Raw genomic sequence first — 19,192 nt, 5'->3', positions numbered from 1 at the left:
CACGCCCGGGAGGGGCTGCTCCGCATCTTTTATTGGAGTGGCAAATGACGATAGGACCACGCGTCCCCGGCATGCCGGTGCTGCAGAAAAACGCTCATGTTGACGACGGGCTGCTTGTTCGGGTCGGCATCCCTCATAGTGGCGGGCGGCTTGCATTCCACGCTTTCAATGAAGGTTATGCGGCGATGGTGTCGGCGTCCGCCTTCTGGGACCGTAAGACCGGCCGCTTCCGTATCCCGCGGGCGACCGATCTGACGGAGATTGACTTTGCTCTCGATAGCGCGGGCTTTTCGGCGATGAAGCTTTTCCAGTCAAAGGGCGGCCAAAGCGGAATCGCGGGCGTCTATCCCTGGACCATGGAGCAGTACGTCGAACTGGCATCCTGTTCCGGGGCATCCTGGGTCGCCCAGCCGGACATGTGCTGTGAACCGGAACTCGCTGCAGATCAGGAGGCGGTCGACTATCGCGTGAATGCAACGGCGACGTTGCTCGAGGCCATGCTGCGGGTGGTTTACGCCTGGCAGGATCAGCTTGCGGCAGGTTGCAGCGCCGAAGTTGTGCAGAACACTGTCCGGATTCCTGTACCCGTTGCACAGGGTTGGAAAGTTGACGACTATCGACGGAGCATCGACCTGCTGCTGCAGGTGTGGGAGCGGTGGGCTCCGTGGATCGCGGCGCCGGCTCTGATCGGGCTCGGGTCGGTCTGCCGACGACACCTGACGGATACCCGGCATGGGCTCTTCGCCATCCTGGAAGGACTGGAAGGGCACCTGCCACCCGGATCGAAACTTCATCTCTTCGGCGTAAAAGGGCAGGCCCTCGAGCGCGTCAAGATGTATGAATGGGTGGCAAGTGTGGATTCCATGGCACCGGACTTTGCTGCACGTGTAAAAGCACGGCAGGCGGGGACGCCGAATACGATTGCTCACCGAGCGGCGGAGATGGATCGTTGGATGAGCAGTGCGTCGCGCCGGGTCGCTCCTCAGATCGGCGATCAGTTTCGCCTCACGTTTAACAGCTAGGCGCCGATAGTATCTTGACCAGCCCGTGGGTTCCTCTGGAACCCCGGGCTTTTTTTTCTGCAATTGGCGTTAGCGTAACCGCGGTCGACCAGCCTGATCGCGCGAGCGATTGGCCGCTCAAAGAACTTCGACGCTGACATCGAAGAAGCCGTTGCATCCGGTACAGCGGAACAACCGCCGTTTTATTTCCGCTGCCGTACGTTTCCTGGTCCTCTTGAAACCGTGGGGCCGTGCTTCGACCCGCTGCAGGCAGTGCGGGCAGTCCATCATCGGCCACGGTGCTTTGAGACCAAGTCGTACGCGATTTTCGTAGTTACCCGCAGGATCGAGTACCAATAACCATTCGCGAAACCGCCTGACCCATGCCTTAACGATCTCCGGCGTTGTGCCCAGTCGATCGGCGGCATCTGCGAGCGGCCGATGCTGAGACAGAAGCGGAAGAATCCCGTAAGCGATGTCTTTGCGCAACATCTTGGCCAATGGCGTTCGGGTCGCACGCGAATACAGACGCGCGCAGGCGCGACACTGGAATTGCGGCAAAGGCGAGTCTGCGCGCCTGGCAGAAGCTAGTCTCGTAATGTGGCTGCCGCAATGCGGGCAGGGCGGGGGTTCCACACTGTCTGAGAGCACTTCATCGACGTGGGTCCGCAGAAAGTTCGTCAGTTCTTCGTCCTCGGCCCACCTGCGCGGCAGGGGACTGTTGTATCGCAGCGGCCCGGCGAAATCGAACCGCCCGGCGTCCAGCGGAGAGAGCAGCGGCGCGGCCACCACGGCTGGATTGACCCGCGGCTCCGTCATGACGGAGCCCGCTTCGACACGTGGGAGATCTGGCGCTTCCAGTCCAGCGCGCCGGCGGCGCTCCGCCGCGTTCAGCGCCAGATCATTGACGACCATAACCGGGACGGCGCTGGCGTTAGAGCTTACGTTGAGCGGCCAAAGATGACCGCATGATGGACATTTCACCCGTCGGCGGTTATCAACGCTGAAGCCGCCATTGCCTAACTGCCCCTCGTGACCGCATCGCGGGCAGGCACCGTGCGGGCGGTATTTCAGGCCGAGCCTGACAAGCGGCGTCCAATGGCCGTCGGGATCGTGTAGCGCAATCAGTTGCCGGAAGCGCATCAACCAGTTCGAGACGGCGCCGTATTCGACGCCCAGACGCCGTGAGACCTCCTCGAGCGGCACCGGCTGGGACAGAAGCCGGAAGAACTCGGGCATTTTCTTCGCGAACCGGAGGCGGGCAATGGGGCTGCCCGTCAGTCGTGTGTACAAACGACGGCAATCGACGCACCGAAAATACGGCACTGCATGATACTCATTCGCCCGCTGGTGCAGGCGGCCACGGGCGCCACTGCAATGCGGGCAGCGCGGCACCGGGGTCCCGTCAGTTGAATGGAGCTCCGCCCAGAGGCTACCGACGAAGGCGGTAAGGGCGGGATTTTCTGTGTCGCCGTACTCCCGCGCTCTGCCGCGCGTGATTGGCTCGTGCGCATCGAAGACAACTTGGGGGCTAACGGAGCGTCCAGAGTGCCCGGTGGATTGATCTTTCGGTTGGCCTGCCATCTCGTTCGGCGATCTGCAATAAGCGGTAATTCTAGGAGATATAGTGGTGCACGTCTGGCCAGAGGGCGTCGAGCTTCAAAAACCGCCGTTTATCGCCCCGGTTCGTCCGGATCGACGTCGTGAGAAACCTTGAGCATCAAGACCTGCCCACAGTCAAACAACGCCCGCGCGGTATTCACGCATCATCTTCTTGATTTCTTCCCGACGTAGGTCGGGATCGAATTTCCTCGCTTCGACGATGTGTGCGATGAGGTCATCGTCCACGCTTTCCGGCAACAGCAGTTGCATATCACTTAGCGTTAGATATTCGACGGCGTCCCCACTATCGCCAAATTTCTCGTAGCATCGGGCATAGAGCTTAATGGTGTCGCAAGACAGGTTTGTTTTCTTCGCTATGAACTGGTAGACGGAACCTCGCGCCTGCTTCCGTATGGCGGGCGTGTCTCCGTCCCTCGCGACGCAAACTGCCTCGTAACGCTCAACGAGAAGGACAATGGCCCTTCCTGCTTCTGTGTGATGGCGCCTGGCGCCGAAGGTGAGCCGCAGATGATCGAAAACCGTGAGCGTATCTGGTGTGTCGTCCAGCGCAGCGTCGTGTTCCCCGGTGCTTCCGACCCGTCCCGTAACCTCATTCATCTTTGCTCCTTGCATTGTATGGACAGCCTTATCAGCTTTCGGCCGCATCCTGGAAAACTTTAAGCAGATCGTTGCGCAACTCGGACACGTCCATTTCATTCCGGGCGCGTGTAAGGCCCACATACAGCAGGCGCTTCTCCTCGTCGGTAAGCGTAGTGCGTCCATCATCGTCCGTCTTGAAACGGAAATCGCCGCAGACCTTCACACGATTCCATTCAAGGCCTTTTGCGCGGTGGATAGTCGACACAACGTAGTCGGCCTCCGCTTCGGGGCTCACGCGTGACAGCATGTCGCGCAGAAAGGCGGTTCCCTCACGGTCGATGATCTGAACGATTGGCAACAGATCGCGCCCGGCGTAGCTCGACGCATAGTCCTGCACGTCGCGCCACGTCTCAAACAGCGCGAGCGACGCCGGGCTGTAGGTGCGTTGACCCCGCATCAGGCGGTCCGCGCCGTCAGCAAATGCGAGGATCTCTTCAATGTTCGCGCGCACCGCGACCTTATGCCCACTCTGCAGCCCGTTTGCCAGGGTTCCGATGACGGTCACGTTCTTGCGGCAGAGGATGGCGTCGAAGCTACGGGCAGGGTCATAGTCCTCGAAGAATGCAGACGATATGTGGGGCTGGCCGCGAAGCGGTACCCGCTCGCCCAGCAAGGTCAAAACCCGCGACGCAAGCGCGGCAAAGTGCGGTCCGAAGCGAAACGACTCGGTGAGCGCGCACTCCCGGGCCTTGATCAGATCCATCGCGTTGACCGCGCCGCGCCACTCGTAGATCTGCTGATAGGGATCGCCCACGTAGATGACCTGCGCGTGCTGCTGGCGACGCAGTACCGACAGCATCAGACCGTCGCTGTCCTGCGCCTCATCGAACAGGATGAAATCGGCGCCGATCTGCGGCCGCGACCGCTCCCACGTCTTCAGATACGTGTCCGGGGTGATGGCGGTCTTTCCCTGCGGGTCAATGCTCTCGTTCCAGTGTCGTACCACAAAGGGCAAAAGCATCGCGCGCAACTCGTCGGCCGACTGTTCGGTGACCATCTCGTCGACTGGAATGTGCCACGCTTCTGGCTCGTCCTGAGCAGACCGGCAAAAGCGTGCAGCGCCATCTGCAACGAGGCGGCCGACCTGGAAGGCGGAAAGCTCGACGTTTTTGCCAATAATCGTCGGAACGCGGACGGGGCCGAGCCCGTACCTGGCGGCCAGAAGGTGAGGCGGCTCCTTTGGGAGATTCAGCCGCGCGGTCAGCGCCTTGTCGGTGGCCCGGAAGGCGACCGAATGCACCGTCTGACACATGACGTTGCGCGGAAACTTCCGCTTTGCTTCGGCCGCAATGTCCTTATTGAAGGCGAGGTACTGGCCACGCTTCGTGCTGAACCGTTCGGCGATCATCCCGAGCGTCGAGGTCTTGCCGGCGCCGGCGTACGCCTTCACTTTTACCGTAGCGCCGGAGGCGACCGTCTCGAGCGTGTCGAGCTGTTCTTTCGTCGGCTTGATTGTTTTCATGCGCTCTCGAATGATGTGGGCAGCGAAGGGCTGTGATGCGGGTCGCGGGATACACGAACTCCAGGACATTCTGACCGGTCGCGCAGGTGCACGCGCAGTCGAAAGACGGCGTAACACCACCGCCTTTTGGGCTTGTGAGCGGGCCGACCGCGTCACACGCCTAGCGCAGCGCGTTGGCTATTTCGCGCGGCACGGCAACAGGCTCGGCGTGGCTGGTCTGTACGCGGGTTCGTCCGGCGACAACCGACTCAGACCGGATCGCGACACGTTCCCGAAACAGACCGCGGCCCGTTGTGACATGCGTCGCCTCGTATGGATTGCCACGCTTGATGTAGTCCCCTACGTCGAAATCGATTGGAAACAGCGACGACTCTCCGCCGCTCTCGACGACGAGCCGGATGGCGTTCAGCGGAACACCGCGCAGATGAATATCCAGAATGCGATTCAGGATCTGGTCGCGGACGATGGATGACTCCATCGGACCCTGGTACTCGGCCTTCGTCTCAAGCAGATGGACAATCGCCAGGCGCTCAGTTGTTGCCGTAAGCGCAATGCGGAACTGGAGGGCGCACGGCCGGCCCGTTTCATCGGGATAGGCCATGTCCATGAATGATGTTTTGTATGGCATGTAGCACTCCGAACAAAGGTTGTGCCGGCGCAAACGAACCGGCAAGACCAGCCTACGGAGTGGGAAGCGAAGTCAAGTCGTCTGGGCGCTGATGGTGTCGCGGATGCGGATAACGGTGCGATGACTGGCCAGACCCAGCATTGCGCTCGTCTGCTCGTTAGTGCGACCAGACAGCAGTTGCCGACGCGCGAAGGTGTTGCGCAACACGCGCGGGCTCATGTCCGGCGCAGCAAAGCCGATCGCGTCCAATGCTTCGCGGACGATCACACCGAGGAGCACATCGTTGATCGGCTTGTCGTCTGTGCGCGGCGCGGGGAAAAGAAGCGCGCCGTCGGGCGACGGATGAATCCGTTGCCATGCCGCGAGCGCAGGCGTCGAGAAGGCGGGAAGCGGCACAGTCCTCTCGAGGCGTGCGCCTCGCTTCGGCACGGACACCTGCGGCCTTATCCCTTCGATGACCACGTCACGCCATCGCGCGCCGCGAAGTTCGGCCGCAGTGAGGCCCGCCCCCAGCAGCAGCGCAACGACCGCGCGGTTGCGGCACAGGCGGGCATCGTCGCCGGCGTCGGGTTGGACATAGCCTTGGAGGGCGGTGTCCGCGTCGGTATCGAGAAAGAGCGGTTCAGGCTCGTCCTCGGGCCAGGCGGCCGACAGCGCGAAGGTTGCCGCCGGATTACTGTGACGCAGGCCGACGTCGACCAGATGGCGGCACAGCCGGTCGATCAGCTTGACGTAACGCAGGCGCGTGGTCGTCCCTGGCGCACAGCGGTTTTCGACATCGTCAAAGAATGAATCAAGGTGCTCGGGCCCGAACGTCGCGAGTGTCACCCCTCGGGTGAGCAGATGGCGCAGGAACCGGTCGAACATGGCCTTGTGTTGCACGATCGAGCGTTGGGAGAACCGGCGGCGGTCCGCGCCGGCCGCCTCTGTTGTCTGCCAATGCAGATAGGCGGTGTGCGGCTCGGCTGTCCACAGATGCGACTCGTTCATGGCGTTTAGCACCTTATATACTGAAGTGGCGTCAACCCTGCACCTGGCGGATCTCCGATCCGCCATCTTGCCTCCAGGAAGAGGGGGCTGTCGTGCCACCCTCATAGGCGACAGAGATAGCACGCAGGCATGCAAGCGGACCGCCCTGAACGATCTTTGCGGCGCACGCGAGCATCAGGTTAAGGGGAAGCCCGAAATCCTCAACCAGATAGCCGCGTTCGCAGACATCGCCGAGATGTGTCGCGCTGCGTGGCACGCGCTCGCGCAACGCGGCGAGATCCTCCCGATAAGCCCAGACGGGCTTCCCGAGCGCAACCGCAAACCCGATCTCGAAAGCGGTGCCGCTATCAGGCTCGCCCGCGCCGCGAAAATCTGCCACGTTGGCCATGACAATGTCCGCGCGGCGGATCGCTGCCAGATTGCAGCGATAGATCCACGCAGCTTTTTCCTGCGGTGACAGGTCCGCCGGCGCCAGTGCATCGAGCGGGTAGAGGCCCTCGAATCCGGCGTCGGCGCACATCCGCCGGAGCGAGCGACCATAGTCGAGCGCATCGACGCGGAAAACGTCAAACCCGGCGAGGTAGATCCGGGCCTTGACAACGTCGTGCTGCGCGCCACTCATTCTTTGATGCGGAAGCGTTCGAGGTCCTGATCCTTGATCCAGCGTGGTGCGCGGCCGCGCCCGCTCCAGGTCTCGCCGGTCTCGGGATTGCGATACTTCGGCGCCGCCGCCCGACGGGTGTTGCCGCGACGCTTCCCAAAGACGTCTTCCGGCGTGAAGCCGAACTCCGCGACGGCCTCGCGCACTCGTTCGAGCGCCGCACCGGCCTCTTTCTTATGCGCTTCGGCGATCAGCTTCTCCAACTGCTCCTTTTGCGCAAGCAGGTCCCTATAGCGTTCCATTTCGTTGAAGTTTCGTTGGTTATGATGGACGATTCTACCAGGCTCCCGCTGCTGTCAAGTTGGCATCCGGTTCCACACCAATGAGCGCACGCTCGACATTCACTGCAACAGGTACTGATGAAAAGAATTGCTGTCCGCCGCTCGGGCGTTCACGGTCGCGGCGTCTTTGCACTACGTCCCATCCAGGCGGGCGAGCTCATTCTCGAGTACGCCGGCACGGTCATGAGCTGGAAGCAGGCGATAACCCGCAATCGTCGTTTCGGCAAGGAGGGGCACACCTTCCTTTTCGGACTATCTGATGGACGTGTCATCGACGGTTCTCTTGGCGGCAACAGCGCGCGCTGGCTGAACCACGCGTGCGTAGCCAATTGCGAGGCTGTGGAGTCAAATGGAAGGGTACACATCCATGCGGTCTCGGACATCGGGCCGGGCGAGGAGCTTTTCATCACATATGGGCTCTCGGTAGAGGGCCGCCTCTCGGCAGCCGTGCGGGAGCAATACGAGTGCCGATGTGGTCACCGTCGATGTCGCGGGACGATGCTCGCCGCAACCACCCACCGTGGTTAGCCGGCGCGGTGTGGTGGCGCCGCGGTTCTCGCGGCACGCAGACGTTCACGAAGCAGGACCTTCTCGACGACCGGAAGATCTGCAGCGAGTTCGTTGCATTTTTTGTGGGCCAACGCCAGGTTGGCGAGCCGCGACGAGCCTCCGTCTTTCTCTGATAGCAGGTGTTCGAGCGTGACGTCTTCATTCTCCAGCGCGGCACCACAGTAAAAGCAGTTACTCCCGTCCCGGGCGCGCAAGCTCCTTAGACGCGATGACCGCTTCTTCTGACTGGGATTAGTGACGTCTCGCGGTCTGCGTGCAGACGATGGAGCTCCGTTTCCCAGTGGCCGCGTGAGCCTGATCGTCATCGGTGTCATGTGGACCAGTTCGGCCGCACCCTTTCCGATTAGAGCCTTTGCACGTTCAGGCGAGCAGTTCGACGCCGCCACGCCGGTTTGATCCAATACCAAAACCGTAGACATTCCTGCTTCCGTTTCCGTACCAGGCGGATACGCCTGGCCATCGACAATCACCTCGCGACCCGGCGCATGGGGCCGCGAATGGCACCGATCATCCGCGACTTCCCAGCGCGCGTTCGATCTTCCGGTCCGTTTTGTACTGGCTTAGCGCATAGACCGACCAGATTGCAGCCGGAATCCAGCCAATCAGTGTGATCTGCAGCAGCAGGCAGATGATTCCCGCGAAGGGTCGGCCGATGGTGAAAAACTGCAGCCAGGGGAAGACAAGAGCAAGCAACAAACGCATTTTGAATCCTTCAGCGGTTAGGGTAAAAAACTGCCAGCGACTTGCTGGCAATTGTGGCGAACGCTCGCCACAATTCGGTCGTGCAATGCGCCTCAGTCAGCCAGGCGCGCCGTTGCTGTCGCGCACGCAACGGAAATACTGCGGGTCTTCTGCCTCAAGACGCTCCAGCTTGCCGCTGGCGGCCAGCACGGCCTGCAACGGCACCTGATGCATCATCCGGTCGTACTCGTTGACGATGGCTGTGAGGGCGTCGCTAAACGCGGCAGGCACTGTCCAAGGCTCAGTATCATTGCCTTCTTCCAGTAAACGAACGATGCGCCGGCCAGTATCGCGGATCACGTCCAACGACAAGGCGCCTCGCCCTTCGGCCGTCAGCATTTCGGTGAGCAGGATCACTGACTGGAGGTTGAGCAACGCGGTCTCGTCGCGGTGGCCAGAGCGGATCGCTTCCACGCCAACGCGGATTTGCAGGACTATGCGGTCCGCCTCAACGCGTGCAAGCGGTGAGGTCAGCAGTCGCTTCTTCGTGGCCTGCTCGGCGCTCGCGTTGTGCAGCTTCCTGCGCTTTTTCGATACGGGCATTGATGTTTTACGTCTGAATCTTAGATGCTGTTCTCGCACGTGTCTGCTGCGGGCACCGGCGAAGCGAGCGTTGCGATCAGCGTGTAGCCGGGGTATTGTCTCCGCGCTGTCCCGGAGAACATCGCCACCGCGGCATCTCCGTCGTCGGCGGCAACGATGGCAATATCGGCTTGATGACGTCCGTCGCTCCGTCACGTCGCAAGACGCCTGAGACTGACAGCTAGGAAAGCGGCGAATATCAGGGCTTTTCCTGCTGCGGTTGTCGGATGCGTGCTCATGCTTCGTGATTGATTGCGGTCGCGTCGCGTCATAAATTCCTCGATGGATGTCATTCCATCGTACTGGCGGGAACGGGTTGTCAAGTTCGCCCCTTCGATCACAGCATGCTGGCATGCGGTGGTCAGGAAGCGGATTGCGGCTCACTAGTTATCGGCGGAACAGCAGAAAACTGAATCCTGTCGGGCGCGCGGAAACGCCGGTATGGAAACTGCTGTGTCACCCAATGGGCGCGCAACGCGCGCGTTTATGCCTCGAACGGGCGAAGGGAAGGAGGAGCCCTATGAATCATCACGACTTTGTACGCCAGCTTTCAATGATGCTCCGCGATCTGCCACAAGGCACAGTTGCGAACCTGAACGACTGCATGGTGGCGTATTGGAATGGCTATTCCGTGGCCTTCGCCTTCCTGTGTGAGCGGGGAACAGGCACCGTCGACGAGGAGTTCAACATGGACGATTATGTCTGGGAGGACTGGCGCCCGGCGTTCGAAAGTTGGGTGGCGAATCCGGTATTCAGCAGCCGTCCGGAGGTGAAACGGTGGCTGATGGATGCGCCGCCGCACGAGGCCGGTGTGTGAGATGGGGCGCTGGGGCCGGGGGCGTCCGAATACGGTCGTCGTTCCACCGCAAGCGCGCGGTGAGACGGGCTTGCCGGCGCTGATACAACCGCAACTGGCGACACTGGTGGACCGTCCGCCGAAGGGAGGCGACTGGTCCTACGAGATCAAATTCGACGGTTATCGCGTAATGACCCGCATCGAGGGCGGCGTCGCGACGATCTTCACCCGCAATGGTCATGACTGGACTGAGCGGATGCCGCGTCTCGCGGATGCCTGCTCTGCGCTGCAGGTCGATGACGCGTGGCTCGACGGCGAGGCCGTCGTGCTCGATTCAAGCGGTCAGCCAGACTTCAACGCGTTGCAAAATGCCTTCGACCGGCGCAGCACGGCCGAGATCGTCATGTTCGTGTTCGACATTCTCTGGCTGAACGGAACAGACCTTCGCGAGCAGCCGCTGCGAGCGCGCAGAGCGCTGTTGAGGGACCTGATGGCGGAACAATCATCCGACGTCATCCGATTCTCCGAGGACTTTCCGCAGGACCCCGTGTCGCTCGTCGCGTCGGCGTGCAAAATGAAGCTTGAAGGCATCATTGGCAAGCGCGGCGACGCGCCGTACCGCTCGGGGCGGTCGCCAGACTGGATCAAACTCAAATGCCACCTTCGACAGGAATTTGTCGTCGGCGGTTTCACGCGGGTGAAGGGCGCGCGCTCTGGCGTGCATTCGCTGCTGCTCGGCGTGTACGAGAAGGATGGCGCGTTGCGCTACGCCGGCAGCGTCAGACCTTACTTTTCGTCGCGCGCTGGCTCCGCTTTTCTGAAGAGAGCGGAGTCCGTACTCCGCGACTCCACAGCCTTCTACAACCCGCCGAAGCCTGAGAAGGAACGCGACTACCTGTGGCTTGATCCCTCGGTCGTCGTTGAATGCTCGTTTTTGGAATGGACGCCGGGAGGCGAGGTGCGTCATCCCATCTTCCATGCCGTACGCGACGACAAGCCCGCGTCCGCGGTTAGCGAAGAGCCGATGGTAGCCGTGGAGTACGACGAACCCGTCGAAGCGGACACAGGTTCGACGCGCGAAGTGCCGGGACCTAAGGGCGGCCTCAAAATCGGCACTATCCGCATAACAAATCCGCAACGTGTACTGGACGAAGTCACTGGTCACACGAAAAAAGAGCTGGCGGAGTATTACGCCGCGATCGCCGAGTGGGCGTTGCCTCAGCTGCATAACCGGCCGCTTGCGCTCGTGAGAGCACCAGACGGTATCAAGGGCGAGCTGTTTTTTCAGAAACATAGCGAGCGGGCGGCCATTCCTGGGATTGAGGAGTTGCCCACTGAACTGCATCCGCGTCATCCTCCGTTGCTCGTTGCTAACACGCCCGAAGCGCTGGTGGGGCTCGCGCAGATGTCCGTTATTGAGTTGCACACGTGGAACGCCGTCGCGCCCGACCTCGAGCACCCGGATCGCATCATCTTCGATCTTGACCCGGACCCGGCGCTGCCGTGGACCGCGATGCTGGAAGCTGCCGAGCTTCTGAAGGTCGTGCTTGACGAGATCGGCCTGCGCTCTTTTCCAAAGACCAGTGGCGGCAAGGGCTTTCACGTCGTTGTGCCCCTGACGCGCCGGCAGGGATGGAGTGAGACCAAGGCCTTCGCGCACGCGGTTGCGAAGCACATGGCCACGGTCGTGCCGCAACGATTTTCGGCAGTGCTCGGGCCGAAAAACCGCGTAGGCAAGATCTTTATCGACTACCTGCGCAACAGTCGCGGTGCGAGCACGGTCGCCGCCTTCTCCGTGCGGTCCCGGTCAGGTATGGGCGTATCAATGCCGGTCTCGTGGGACGAATTGAAGGACGTGACGCGCGGCGATGAATGGACGATGAGCAAGGCTCTCGAGCGTCAGCGGTCGCTCACGGTTGACCCATGGCACGGCTACTGGCAAACCCGGCAGGGCATCACTGCCGCTATGCGGCGGGCAGTGAGCATAGATTGAGTGAATGGCGAGGCGGCCATGGCCACGTTCGTTACAAGCTAGTATGCGGCGACACCGACCGCCGCGCATTTCCACGTCGACCGGCTGTCATCGACCCACAAGGGACAGTCGCGCAGTTCGAAAGCGGACATTCAGCAGGCACTGGACGAGATAAATGTCGTTGAAGCAGTCAGTCCGTTGCAGCGATGGTCGGCTCGGCACGGTTGGCGGTCCGCGTTGTTGCTAGCCGCTTGGTGCCCCACTGCACAAGCATCGCGAGGGCCGCCGCCTCCGCGAAGGCCAAGAGTGGAGCCTGCTGAGGCAGCGAGAAGGAGAGTAGCAAACAAAATGCGGCAAACGAAAACCGGCCAAGCACCATACCCCGAAGCAACGAGATAACAAAGGCCGATCCGTGTACGCGGTGAGACGACACCGACAAAACAATTCCGAGCAGCGGAAATACCGCCAAAAGACCGCTCCATGCGGGGCCTGCCCATCCAGATAACGAGGTGACAAGTAGTGTCAACACCGCGCCCGCAACCATTCGGCCAACCAGCTCGGAGCGCGTAAGCGGTCCGCCAGCGGGGACCACCGGACTGCGCGGCAAGAAGGACTGACCGAAACAGACAGCGGCAAGGGCGGCGGCTGCGGCCGATAGCGGTGAAGTGGGCAATATGGAAAGGCCGCACGCGGATATAAACCATGCACCGAGCCCAGCAGCCAGCGCAACCGGCCACGGACGTGAGCGGCAGGTCCATGCATACCCAAAGTTGAATGCTTCTGACGCGAGGATCGCGGAAAGGGAAAGCGTGGCAGCACGTGCCCCGAAGAGCGGGCCATGCGCGAGCACAAGAATGAACAGAATCGGACCGGCTACCACGGGCAAACCAGCCAACCAGCCAGCAATCGATGGCCCCCACCATTTACCCGACATTGAAACGACAAGCAAGAACAGCGGGACAAGCGTTAGTTTGAGCGCGAGCATGCCGAAGTCGAGCGGATTTAAAGTGGGATCATACCCTCGTCCCCTTATGACGGCTCGTGATTTTTGTCTGTGTCATTGCACCGCCGAACGGCTGTTATCCGGACACCACGACAAGGGACCGCTTGTTGCCGACTCCCGTCCCGCGCCGAGCAACGCCGCTCGTATCGGTGGTCAGAGCGGCGGTCTGCTTAGCTTGGCCCACTGCTGCACGGACTCTCGTTCCCATTGGCGCGTCGCGTACGACGCAAATTTCGCAGGAACGTTGTCGCCATTCATGACAAGGCGATTCAGCATCACCGCGAGATCCGTGTCGGCAATACACCACTCACCAAAGAGATTCGATGCATCTTGCGAGAGAAGCTGGCCGACTGCAGAGTACAGCTTTTGCACTGCCATTTCCGCTGCGGCTGAAAGCGCCGGAGCCTCCTTCTTATAAAACACTAGCTCCGTAGAGCGCTCCTGACGAATGGGCATCAGGTCGCTTCTAAGCCACGCCTGAAGTTGGCGCGCTCTCGCACGAAGATTTCGGTCACGGGGATAAATCAGCGTTTCAGGGAATGTCTCGTCCAGGTACTCGGTGATTGCCGTTGACTCGGATAGCGAGAAATCGCCGTGTGCCAACGTAGGTACGCGCTGAGTCAACGATTCGACAGCGTAGCGCTCTTCGTGGTTAGCGCCGGTTCCAAGATCAACCGCGAACAGCTCAAATTTCAGTTGCTTCTCCTGAAGAGCGACGAACACGGACATCGCGTATGGGCTTGCGAACTGTGCATCGGCATATAAGCGAAGCGGAGCCTCGGACATGGCGCCATCCTGGGTGATTGTTAATTTTTGCGGCTCGGTGCAAGCCAACGAGATGAACAGCTTGAGTGATTGTCGGCGATCTGGGAACTGGTGTCGACCGGCCGCTTTTGGCCGATTATTGCCCGACGCGGTGGCATCGGTGCGGCGGCGTGTCCGCGGTTTGTCAGCCGTTGAAGCGTCGCCATGCGCTTAGATGACGGATAACGGCCTGCGAATCGCCGTTCTGCTCGTGGAGTCGCGTGAGGTGGCGCAAGGCTTCCTCGTTGGCCGGGTTGATTTCGAGGCAGCGCGCGTAGGCCGCCATAGCCTCGTCAACTCTTCCTAGCTGCTCAAGCAATACAGCGTGGTTCAGTGCCGCCTGGTCGTTCTTTCCGTTGATCTCAACGCAGTGCAGGTAGCTGGCGGCGGCCTCTTCAAGGCGGCCGGCTTCTTCCAGGAGCACCGCGCGATTTGCGTGCAGTAGTTCGGCGTCCTGGAAATGTTGCAGCGCTTCATCGAACACTTCGAGAGCGTGTGCGCAGCGATCGCGATCGCTCGCAAGCAGGGCGCCAAGGTTGTTGTAGGCGTGGAAGTCAGGCTCCGGCGAAATCTCAATCGCCTTGCGGTACGCGGCCTCTGCGCCGACTGCGTCGGTCGCCTGCAACTGCTCGGCAAGCGAATACCAGTCTTCGGCCTGTTTCCTCCGTGCACTCACGCTGGCCGGCGCATTGTCGAGAAACGTCACGTCGCCTTTCACTTCCGCGATTTCGAAGTCCAGAAGCAGCTGGCCAGAGACGGCATCCCACTGCGCGTCTCCGGTCGCCACGGCCACCGCGTCGCCGACTGCCGTAATGCGCACGCCCGTTAGGGGCGCGGCATCAGGCAACTGATCCCTGATACGTGAGAGCGCCTTGAGAATTCGTCGAGGCGGTATCCGCGAACCGCGCAATTTCAACGCCGTGCGCAGCAGCACCACATCACGGAAGGTGAAGCGCAGATCGTTACGCGCGCCGTGCGACGGCTGCACAAAGCCGGCGTCGACCAGGGTTCGCAGGGCGCGGCGCGAGACCCCGAGAAGCGATTGCACTTCCCGTAGCGAAAAGGTGTGCACGGTCGAGCGGCCCGTCACCGCCGTGCCCGCGTTTTAGTGGGCGCGGCCACGGGCTCTTCAATTTTTTCTGCCCGTTTCACCGTCTTGCGTGGCTTCGCGGGGAGCTCGGCGACAGCGGCCGGTGACTTCGCACGCGAAGGCGATGCTGTGCGCTTTGCGTTTCTTGCAAGGCTTGCGCGCAACGCTTCCATCAGGTCGATCACCTGGCCGCTGTCGGCGGCCGCATCTTCCTGCGGCGTCACAACCTGCTTTCCCTCGATCTTCGCGTCGATCGCTTCGAGCACGCGCTTCTTTTCCTTATCCTCGTATTTCTCCGGCTCATAGCGCTCGGTTTCGCCCTGCTCGATGATCTTGAGGGCAAGCTGCAATTCATTTTCGGTGACAGGCGCGTCCTCGATGTCCAGGTCTTTTAGTGAGCGAACAGCATCGCCCCACAGCAGTTGCTGAAGGATGAGTCCGTCGTCGGTTGCCCGCACCTGCACCATATGGGTCTTGGCCTTCCAGTTCCATGACGCAAGTGCACATCGCTTGCTCGCCAAAAGGGCCTTCTTGAGCAGGCAGTACGGCTTGCCACCCCGTTTGTCGGGCGCGACGAAGTACGCCTTGTCGTAGTAGATGGGGTCGATGGACCGGTCAGGCAGAAATGCCAGAATCTCAACGATGTGACTGGGGCTTTCCTCGAGCGCCTTCAGTTCCTCCTTCGTGAATACGACGAACTTGTCTTTCTCGAACTCATAGCCTTTCTGCATTTCGACGCGCTCGACGACCTTTCCCGTGGCTTTCGACACGTATTGCTGCTGGACGCGGGAGCCGTCCGGAGCGAGCAGATTGAAGCTGACTGTCTCGGACGCTGAGGTCGCCGAATACAACCGCACAGGGATGGACACCAGTCCAAAAGAAAGCGAGAGCGATGCAATTGAACGGGCAGCCATGGGCGTCTCCTGATGAACAGAAGAAAAGGCGGCGCTTGAGCGCGCCGGGGCGATGCAAACAGATTAGCACTCGTTTGTGGGCCGGCAAGTGGCCACATTCAGCAGATGGCATCCCTGTGGAAGACGGGCGCGCCACTTGCTTGACAGGACAAATGAATCCATCAAAAGGAGAGGCAGAAATGGCAGACCAGCATAAGCCAGGCGAGATCGTTAAGACGTCCGGGATCTACAAAGTAGTGAAGGAGGGCGGCGACGGGCCGGAATTCGAGGTGACGTGCGTCGAAGGCGAGCATTTTCCGCCGACCCGCTCGGGCAAGGGCGCGCACTATGAACTGGTCCACGGCGCGACGCATTCGCACAAGCACAGCGAGCTTGGCAGCGGCGACAAATAGCGACGCCGTGGAACGCCCGGAGGCCTGCGTCGAGGGAACGGTGCAGCCGGGCAGGCCGTTGATCTGTCCAGGCCCGGGGCCAGGTTCGCGGTGCCGGGAGGGCGGCGATATGACCAGACGATGCACAGTCGTGGCGGCAATGTTCGCTTCGACCTATCTGCTCGGCTGCGCGGCCCGCGGCATGCCGTATAACCGCCCTTATCTAACGCGACAGAATGCCGTGAACTCTCGGCGCCGAAGTCGAATGCGCCCCCGACCATGGCGCAGCACCAGAGTGAACCGGCCGCGCTCATGAAAGCGGGCTATGCTCCGTCGCCATGGCATGACGATCCGTACTCCCCCGATGACCTGCAAGCGGCACAGCGCCTCATCGACTACTGGTTTCAGACCGAATGTCAGCGGCCGCGGCCCGGATGATGGGCATGAATGTGCTGACGGTCCCTAGGGGCCTAACCGGGAACCCGGTTGGAGTTCCCCTTTGCGGATGCCGATTCCGGTCGTACCATGCGCTTTCGTCCGATGAAAATGAGGCGCGCATGGTCAAGCGTTACTACATACGTAAAGGCGACAGCACCACCGCGGGCGGCACGGTAACCGAAGGCTCGGCCGTCATGCACTGTGATGGCTTGCCTCTCGCGTTTGAAGGCGACGCGGTGAGCTGCCCTGCATGCCACAGCACTGGCAAGATTCTGTGTGATGGCCCCCGCTGGCCAAAGGCAGGTCCCGATGGCAGACAAACCGCACTAAGTGATGATCTCTGTCTTTGCCGATGCAATCCATTGCCGCGGCTCATCGCTTCGCAAAGCACAATGTCAATGTCGATGGACGGCTCGCCGGCAGACCCAGTCGTGCAGCGGGCCACGGCCCATGTGTATGCGCCTAACCCTGAAGCTTCGACCCCGACGCCAAGCGCAATCTCTGGGTCAGCGGGGAGCGGGCTGAAGCAGTCGCCGCCGCTCGCCTTTGCCAGCAACGCGGCGAATAGCGGGGATGTGATGGAACTGGCCGCGCGAGGCGTGAGCGAAGACGACGAGGCCGAGTGCCATGCGCAGTACGAACTCGACATGGAAACATGCAATGCTGCCAGAGCCATGTATAAAAATCCCGCGTATTTTCTGGCCTGCTCGCAGCGGGCGTTTGAGCGTTATCAACAGTGCAGGGGTTACTAATGGAAGCCAAGCGCAAGACGTGCGTGATCACGCTATTCGATGAGGACGCAAAGACCATTTCGTATCATCATGTTCCGCAGGATCTGGTGGCGGCAGCCATCGAGAAAAGCACCAGCGTCGATGTGCCGCTCGAAGACTTTGATAACCGGCTCGATGATGATTTCGCACGTCGGCTGGGCGGCATGATCCTGCTCATTCTTGCCGGCCGTTCGCCGTTCCTTAAGAGCCATCTTGCGCTCACTACTGAAAGCGATCATGACGCATCTGGGTCGTCCTCTGGACCGGGTACGACGCCCCCGGAAACCGGAAAACGTTCATGGTGGGGCAAAAAGCCGTAACGCACCGCGAGCGGCAATGGGTCCCCTGGCGGCCGGAGGAGGCGACGTGCAAACGGCTCCCGGCGATCTGCATTTAGTGCAGGCACGACCGTGGCAGAATGGTCGCTCCGATCTCAACGGAGACTGGCATGTCGATTCTGGTGGGCACCGCTTCCTGGACTGACAAGACGCTGATTGAGTCCGGAGCCTTCTACCCTCCCGGCTGCACTAGCGCTGAGGCGCGCCTGCGGTACTACGCGAGCGTTTTCCCGCTCGTTGAAGTCGATTCGTCTTATTACGCGATGCCGAGCGCCACGAACAGCGCGCTATGGGTCGAGCGCACGCCTGCGGGCTTCGTCTTTGACGTGAAGGCTTTCCGGCTGTTCACCGGCCACCAGACGGAGCCGCGATTTTTCCCGAAGGATCTGCAGGCAGATCTACCAGTCACCGGCAAGAAGAACCTTTACTACAGGGACATTCCGCCGGCGGTGCTCGATGAATTGTGGGCGCGCTTCTTCGAGGCGCTGCAGCCACTACACGCGGCCGGCAAGCTTGGCTCAGTGCTTTTCCAGTTTCCTCACTGGGTGACTGCGGTGCCGAAAGCCAGGGCGCACGTTGAACACTGTGCTGAGCGCATGCATCCCTTTTTGACGGCATTCGAATTCCGGCACGAAAGCTGGTTTGGCGAGAAGCACCGTGAGTCGACGCTGGCAATGGAGCGGGAGCGCGGGATCGTGCACGTCATCGTCGACGCGCCGGAAGGTGTGGCAAAGCGCGCGCACTCTGTGTGGGAGGCGACGTCGCCTGAGCTGGCGATTGTGCGACTGCATGGCCGCAACGCGTCGACTTGGAGTGGCGCCGAGTCGGCAGCCGAGCGGTTTAACTACGAATACAGTGATCCGGAATTGCGCGAGCTTGCGCCATCGATCGCGCAAATCGCACGGCGTGTAGGGCGTACGCACGTCCTGTTCAACAACTGCTATCGCGACGTCGCGCAGCGCAATGCGGCAACGATGACACGGCTGCTCAAGGAGATCGAAGTGTGAGGCGACGGGAGCGCTTTGGCTGGTTACCCGCCTCCCGACATCCGGGCAAACCTGCCGACGGAGTCACCGATCCAGGAGCCAACGTAACCCTTTCACAGTGGGCGCTTCATCGGTTGATCTCGTGGACGGGAACACGGTGGGCCGGTTTGCGCACTCCCACCTGTCCCGCCGGCCGACGTTGTCTGCTGGTTGATGGCCGCCCCCGCCCGCTAGATCGACACAGCCGGGAGCCTTGTGCGGCGCTTGGCCGTCACCGGCGGTCAGAAAAGACGCCGCTTCCGGCCTCTGATCAACCGTTTGCGGCGTGGCGGGTGCCGCTATCCTCGTTGCGGTCTCTCAGGTTCTGCCACGGCCTCGTAAAAATTGGCAGAGTCATTCAGCCGGTCCCCGCGACCGGCATTTTTTCGCCTAGCGGTTTTTCCGAGGAAAATGTAACCCAGCGTAACTGTTACGAACGTGCGCCGAGTTAAGCGTTGAGCGCCGCCGCGTTTAGAAGGCAAGCTTCCGGTGT

At 61.1% G+C, this 19,192-nt stretch carries 22 protein-coding genes and 1 pseudogene; 9 read left to right on the top strand and 14 right to left on the bottom strand.

The genetic code is table 11. The features are described 5' to 3' along the window. Positions 1-44: 44 nt before the first annotated feature. Positions 45-1,022, top strand: coding sequence for a deazapurine DNA modification protein DpdA family protein (locus tag BCA01S_RS33260; protein ID WP_244146115.1), 978 nt, complete (start codon positions 45-47; stop codon positions 1,020-1,022). 117 nt (positions 1,023-1,139) lie between these two features. Here the strand turns inward: BCA01S_RS33260 and BCA01S_RS36195 are convergent, their stop codons facing one another. The 7 genes from BCA01S_RS36195 to BCA01S_RS33225 form a co-directional block, all read right to left on the bottom strand. Continuing rightward, on the bottom strand, positions 1,140-2,240 hold the full coding sequence (locus BCA01S_RS36195; RefSeq protein WP_052369595.1) for a DUF746 domain-containing protein: 1,101 nt from the start codon (positions 2,238-2,240) through the stop codon (positions 1,140-1,142). Positions 2,241-2,738: 498 nt separating this feature from the next. Further along, a complete protein-coding gene (locus BCA01S_RS33250) occupies positions 2,739-3,221 on the bottom strand; it encodes a hypothetical protein (RefSeq protein ID WP_027780562.1) in 483 nt (160 codons plus the stop codon). A 31-nt stretch (positions 3,222-3,252) separates the two neighbouring features. After that, positions 3,253-4,725: a 3'-5' exonuclease gene (locus BCA01S_RS33245; RefSeq protein WP_042320352.1), complete on the bottom strand. Its 1,473-nt coding sequence runs from the start codon at positions 4,723-4,725 to the stop codon at positions 3,253-3,255. 160 nt (positions 4,726-4,885) lie between these two features. Further along, positions 4,886-5,332: a hypothetical protein gene (locus BCA01S_RS33240; RefSeq protein ID WP_244146116.1), complete on the bottom strand. Its 447-nt coding sequence runs from the start codon at positions 5,330-5,332 to the stop codon at positions 4,886-4,888. Positions 5,333-5,425: 93 nt separating this feature from the next. Beyond that, positions 5,426-6,343, bottom strand: a complete 918-nt coding sequence (locus tag BCA01S_RS33235; protein WP_027780559.1) for a tyrosine-type recombinase/integrase — start codon at positions 6,341-6,343, stop codon at positions 5,426-5,428. A 31-nt stretch (positions 6,344-6,374) separates the two neighbouring features. Then, a complete protein-coding gene (locus tag BCA01S_RS33230; RefSeq protein WP_027780558.1) occupies positions 6,375-6,965 on the bottom strand; it encodes a nucleoside 2-deoxyribosyltransferase in 591 nt (196 codons plus the stop codon). Then, the gene (locus tag BCA01S_RS33225) at positions 6,962-7,246 is read right to left on the bottom strand and encodes an H-NS histone family protein (RefSeq protein ID WP_027780557.1); all 285 of its coding nucleotides are present in this window, start codon (positions 7,244-7,246) and stop codon (positions 6,962-6,964) included. Before BCA01S_RS33225 ends, BCA01S_RS33230 begins: the two co-directional genes overlap by 4 nt. 117 nt (positions 7,247-7,363) lie before the next feature. Between BCA01S_RS33225 and BCA01S_RS33220 the strand changes: the two genes are divergently transcribed. Beyond that, entirely contained in the window at positions 7,364-7,813 is a 450-nt protein-coding gene (locus tag BCA01S_RS33220; RefSeq protein WP_027780556.1) for an SET domain-containing protein, read from the top strand. Here the strand turns inward: BCA01S_RS33220 and BCA01S_RS39580 are convergent. From BCA01S_RS39580 to BCA01S_RS33205, 3 genes are all read right to left on the bottom strand, one after another. Further along, positions 7,810-8,160 carry an HNH endonuclease gene (locus BCA01S_RS39580; protein ID WP_369495844.1) on the bottom strand — a complete coding sequence of 117 codons (351 nt, stop codon included), beginning with the start codon at positions 8,158-8,160 and terminating at the stop codon, positions 7,810-7,812. The two genes, BCA01S_RS33220 and BCA01S_RS39580, sit on opposite strands and share 4 nt — an antisense overlap. A gap of 202 nt (positions 8,161-8,362) precedes the next feature. After that, positions 8,363-8,557, bottom strand: a complete 195-nt coding sequence (locus BCA01S_RS33210) for a YqaE/Pmp3 family membrane protein (protein ID WP_027780555.1) — start codon at positions 8,555-8,557, stop codon at positions 8,363-8,365. Positions 8,558-8,653: 96 nt separating this feature from the next. Then, the gene (locus tag BCA01S_RS33205; protein ID WP_156955181.1) at positions 8,654-9,178 is read right to left on the bottom strand and encodes a hypothetical protein; all 525 of its coding nucleotides are present in this window, start codon (positions 9,176-9,178) and stop codon (positions 8,654-8,656) included. A gap of 520 nt (positions 9,179-9,698) precedes the next feature. On the opposite strand from BCA01S_RS33205, the gene BCA01S_RS33200 reads away from it, so the two are divergent. Continuing rightward, complete coding sequence (locus BCA01S_RS33200) at positions 9,699-9,995, top strand: hypothetical protein (protein ID WP_027780553.1); 297 nt, start codon at positions 9,699-9,701, stop codon at positions 9,993-9,995. A 1-nt stretch (position 9,996) separates the two neighbouring features. Then, the gene (ligD, locus tag BCA01S_RS36190; protein ID WP_052369591.1) at positions 9,997-11,967 is read left to right on the top strand and encodes a DNA ligase D; all 1,971 of its coding nucleotides are present in this window, start codon (positions 9,997-9,999) and stop codon (positions 11,965-11,967) included. Between the two features lie 169 nt (positions 11,968-12,136). Here ligD and BCA01S_RS36185 read toward each other — a convergent pair whose 3' ends face one another. The 4 genes from BCA01S_RS36185 to ku form a co-directional block, all read right to left on the bottom strand. Then, positions 12,137-12,931 (bottom strand): hypothetical protein, encoded by a 795-nt coding sequence (locus tag BCA01S_RS36185; protein ID WP_042320349.1) that lies wholly within the window; start codon positions 12,929-12,931, stop codon positions 12,137-12,139. A 171-nt stretch (positions 12,932-13,102) separates the two neighbouring features. Continuing rightward, complete coding sequence (gene yfcF / locus BCA01S_RS33185; RefSeq protein WP_027780551.1) at positions 13,103-13,735, bottom strand: glutathione transferase; 633 nt, start codon at positions 13,733-13,735, stop codon at positions 13,103-13,105. Positions 13,736-13,898: 163 nt separating this feature from the next. After that, on the bottom strand, positions 13,899-14,825 hold the full coding sequence (locus BCA01S_RS33180; RefSeq protein WP_169740558.1) for a tetratricopeptide repeat protein: 927 nt from the start codon (positions 14,823-14,825) through the stop codon (positions 13,899-13,901). A 14-nt stretch (positions 14,826-14,839) separates the two neighbouring features. Next, the gene (gene ku / locus BCA01S_RS33175; RefSeq protein ID WP_027780549.1) at positions 14,840-15,757 is read right to left on the bottom strand and encodes a non-homologous end joining protein Ku; all 918 of its coding nucleotides are present in this window, start codon (positions 15,755-15,757) and stop codon (positions 14,840-14,842) included. 179 nt (positions 15,758-15,936) lie between these two features. Between ku and BCA01S_RS33170 the strand changes: the two genes are divergently transcribed. The 5 genes and pseudogenes from BCA01S_RS33170 to BCA01S_RS33150 all read left to right on the top strand — a co-directional run bounded on the left by BCA01S_RS33170 (position 15,937) and on the right by BCA01S_RS33150 (position 18,681). Then, complete coding sequence (locus tag BCA01S_RS33170; protein ID WP_027780548.1) at positions 15,937-16,149, top strand: hypothetical protein; 213 nt, start codon at positions 15,937-15,939, stop codon at positions 16,147-16,149. Between the two features lie 109 nt (positions 16,150-16,258). Beyond that, positions 16,259-16,566, top strand: a pseudogene (locus tag BCA01S_RS39405) (DUF4148 domain-containing protein). A 119-nt stretch (positions 16,567-16,685) separates the two neighbouring features. Continuing rightward, positions 16,686-17,318, top strand: a complete 633-nt coding sequence (locus tag BCA01S_RS39575; RefSeq protein ID WP_084167091.1) for a PAAR domain-containing protein — start codon at positions 16,686-16,688, stop codon at positions 17,316-17,318. Next, positions 17,318-17,656 carry a hypothetical protein gene (locus tag BCA01S_RS33155; RefSeq protein ID WP_027780547.1) on the top strand — a complete coding sequence of 113 codons (339 nt, stop codon included), beginning with the start codon at positions 17,318-17,320 and terminating at the stop codon, positions 17,654-17,656. Before BCA01S_RS39575 ends, BCA01S_RS33155 begins: the two co-directional genes overlap by 1 nt. 128 nt (positions 17,657-17,784) lie before the next feature. After that, on the top strand, positions 17,785-18,681 hold the full coding sequence (locus BCA01S_RS33150; RefSeq protein ID WP_027780546.1) for a DUF72 domain-containing protein: 897 nt from the start codon (positions 17,785-17,787) through the stop codon (positions 18,679-18,681). Positions 18,682-19,192: the final 511 nt, after the last annotated feature.

Source organism: Paraburkholderia caledonica NBRC 102488, assembly GCF_000685095.1.
Lineage (GTDB): Bacteria > Pseudomonadota > Gammaproteobacteria > Burkholderiales > Burkholderiaceae > Paraburkholderia > Paraburkholderia caledonica.
Note: the sequence above shows the minus strand (reverse complement) of the source record. Positions and strands in the feature narration are given on the sequence as shown.

Coding starts and splice junctions, on each gene's coding strand:
- BCA01S_RS33235 (WP_027780559.1), bottom strand. CDS start 6,343: ATGAACGAGTCGCATCTGTGGACAGCCGAGCCGCACACCGCCTATCTG.
- yfcF (WP_027780551.1), bottom strand. CDS start 13,735: ATGTCCGAGGCTCCGCTTCGCTTATATGCCGATGCACAGTTCGCAAGC.
- BCA01S_RS33230 (WP_027780558.1), bottom strand. CDS start 6,965: ATGAGTGGCGCGCAGCACGACGTTGTCAAGGCCCGGATCTACCTCGCC.
- BCA01S_RS33150 (WP_027780546.1), top strand. CDS start 17,785: ATGTCGATTCTGGTGGGCACCGCTTCCTGGACTGACAAGACGCTGATT.
- BCA01S_RS33225 (WP_027780557.1), bottom strand. CDS start 7,246: ATGGAACGCTATAGGGACCTGCTTGCGCAAAAGGAGCAGTTGGAGAAG.
- BCA01S_RS33245 (WP_042320352.1), bottom strand. CDS start 4,725: ATGAAAACAATCAAGCCGACGAAAGAACAGCTCGACACGCTCGAGACG.
- BCA01S_RS36195 (WP_052369595.1), bottom strand. CDS start 2,240: ATGCCCGAGTTCTTCCGGCTTCTGTCCCAGCCGGTGCCGCTCGAGGAG.
- BCA01S_RS33240 (WP_244146116.1), bottom strand. CDS start 5,332: ATGGACATGGCCTATCCCGATGAAACGGGCCGGCCGTGCGCCCTCCAG.
- BCA01S_RS33260 (WP_244146115.1), top strand. CDS start 45: ATGACGATAGGACCACGCGTCCCCGGCATGCCGGTGCTGCAGAAAAAC.
- ligD (WP_052369591.1), top strand. CDS start 9,997: ATGGGGCGCTGGGGCCGGGGGCGTCCGAATACGGTCGTCGTTCCACCG.
- BCA01S_RS39580 (WP_369495844.1), bottom strand. CDS start 8,160: ATGACGATCAGGCTCACGCGGCCACTGGGAAACGGAGCTCCATCGTCT.
- BCA01S_RS33250 (WP_027780562.1), bottom strand. CDS start 3,221: ATGAATGAGGTTACGGGACGGGTCGGAAGCACCGGGGAACACGACGCT.
- BCA01S_RS33155 (WP_027780547.1), top strand. CDS start 17,318: ATGGAAGCCAAGCGCAAGACGTGCGTGATCACGCTATTCGATGAGGAC.
- BCA01S_RS33220 (WP_027780556.1), top strand. CDS start 7,364: ATGAAAAGAATTGCTGTCCGCCGCTCGGGCGTTCACGGTCGCGGCGTC.
- BCA01S_RS39575 (WP_084167091.1), top strand. CDS start 16,686: ATGGTCAAGCGTTACTACATACGTAAAGGCGACAGCACCACCGCGGGC.
- BCA01S_RS33210 (WP_027780555.1), bottom strand. CDS start 8,557: ATGCGTTTGTTGCTTGCTCTTGTCTTCCCCTGGCTGCAGTTTTTCACC.
- BCA01S_RS33170 (WP_027780548.1), top strand. CDS start 15,937: ATGGCAGACCAGCATAAGCCAGGCGAGATCGTTAAGACGTCCGGGATC.
- ku (WP_027780549.1), bottom strand. CDS start 15,757: ATGGCTGCCCGTTCAATTGCATCGCTCTCGCTTTCTTTTGGACTGGTG.
- BCA01S_RS33200 (WP_027780553.1), top strand. CDS start 9,699: ATGAATCATCACGACTTTGTACGCCAGCTTTCAATGATGCTCCGCGAT.
- BCA01S_RS36185 (WP_042320349.1), bottom strand. CDS start 12,931: ATGCTCGCGCTCAAACTAACGCTTGTCCCGCTGTTCTTGCTTGTCGTT.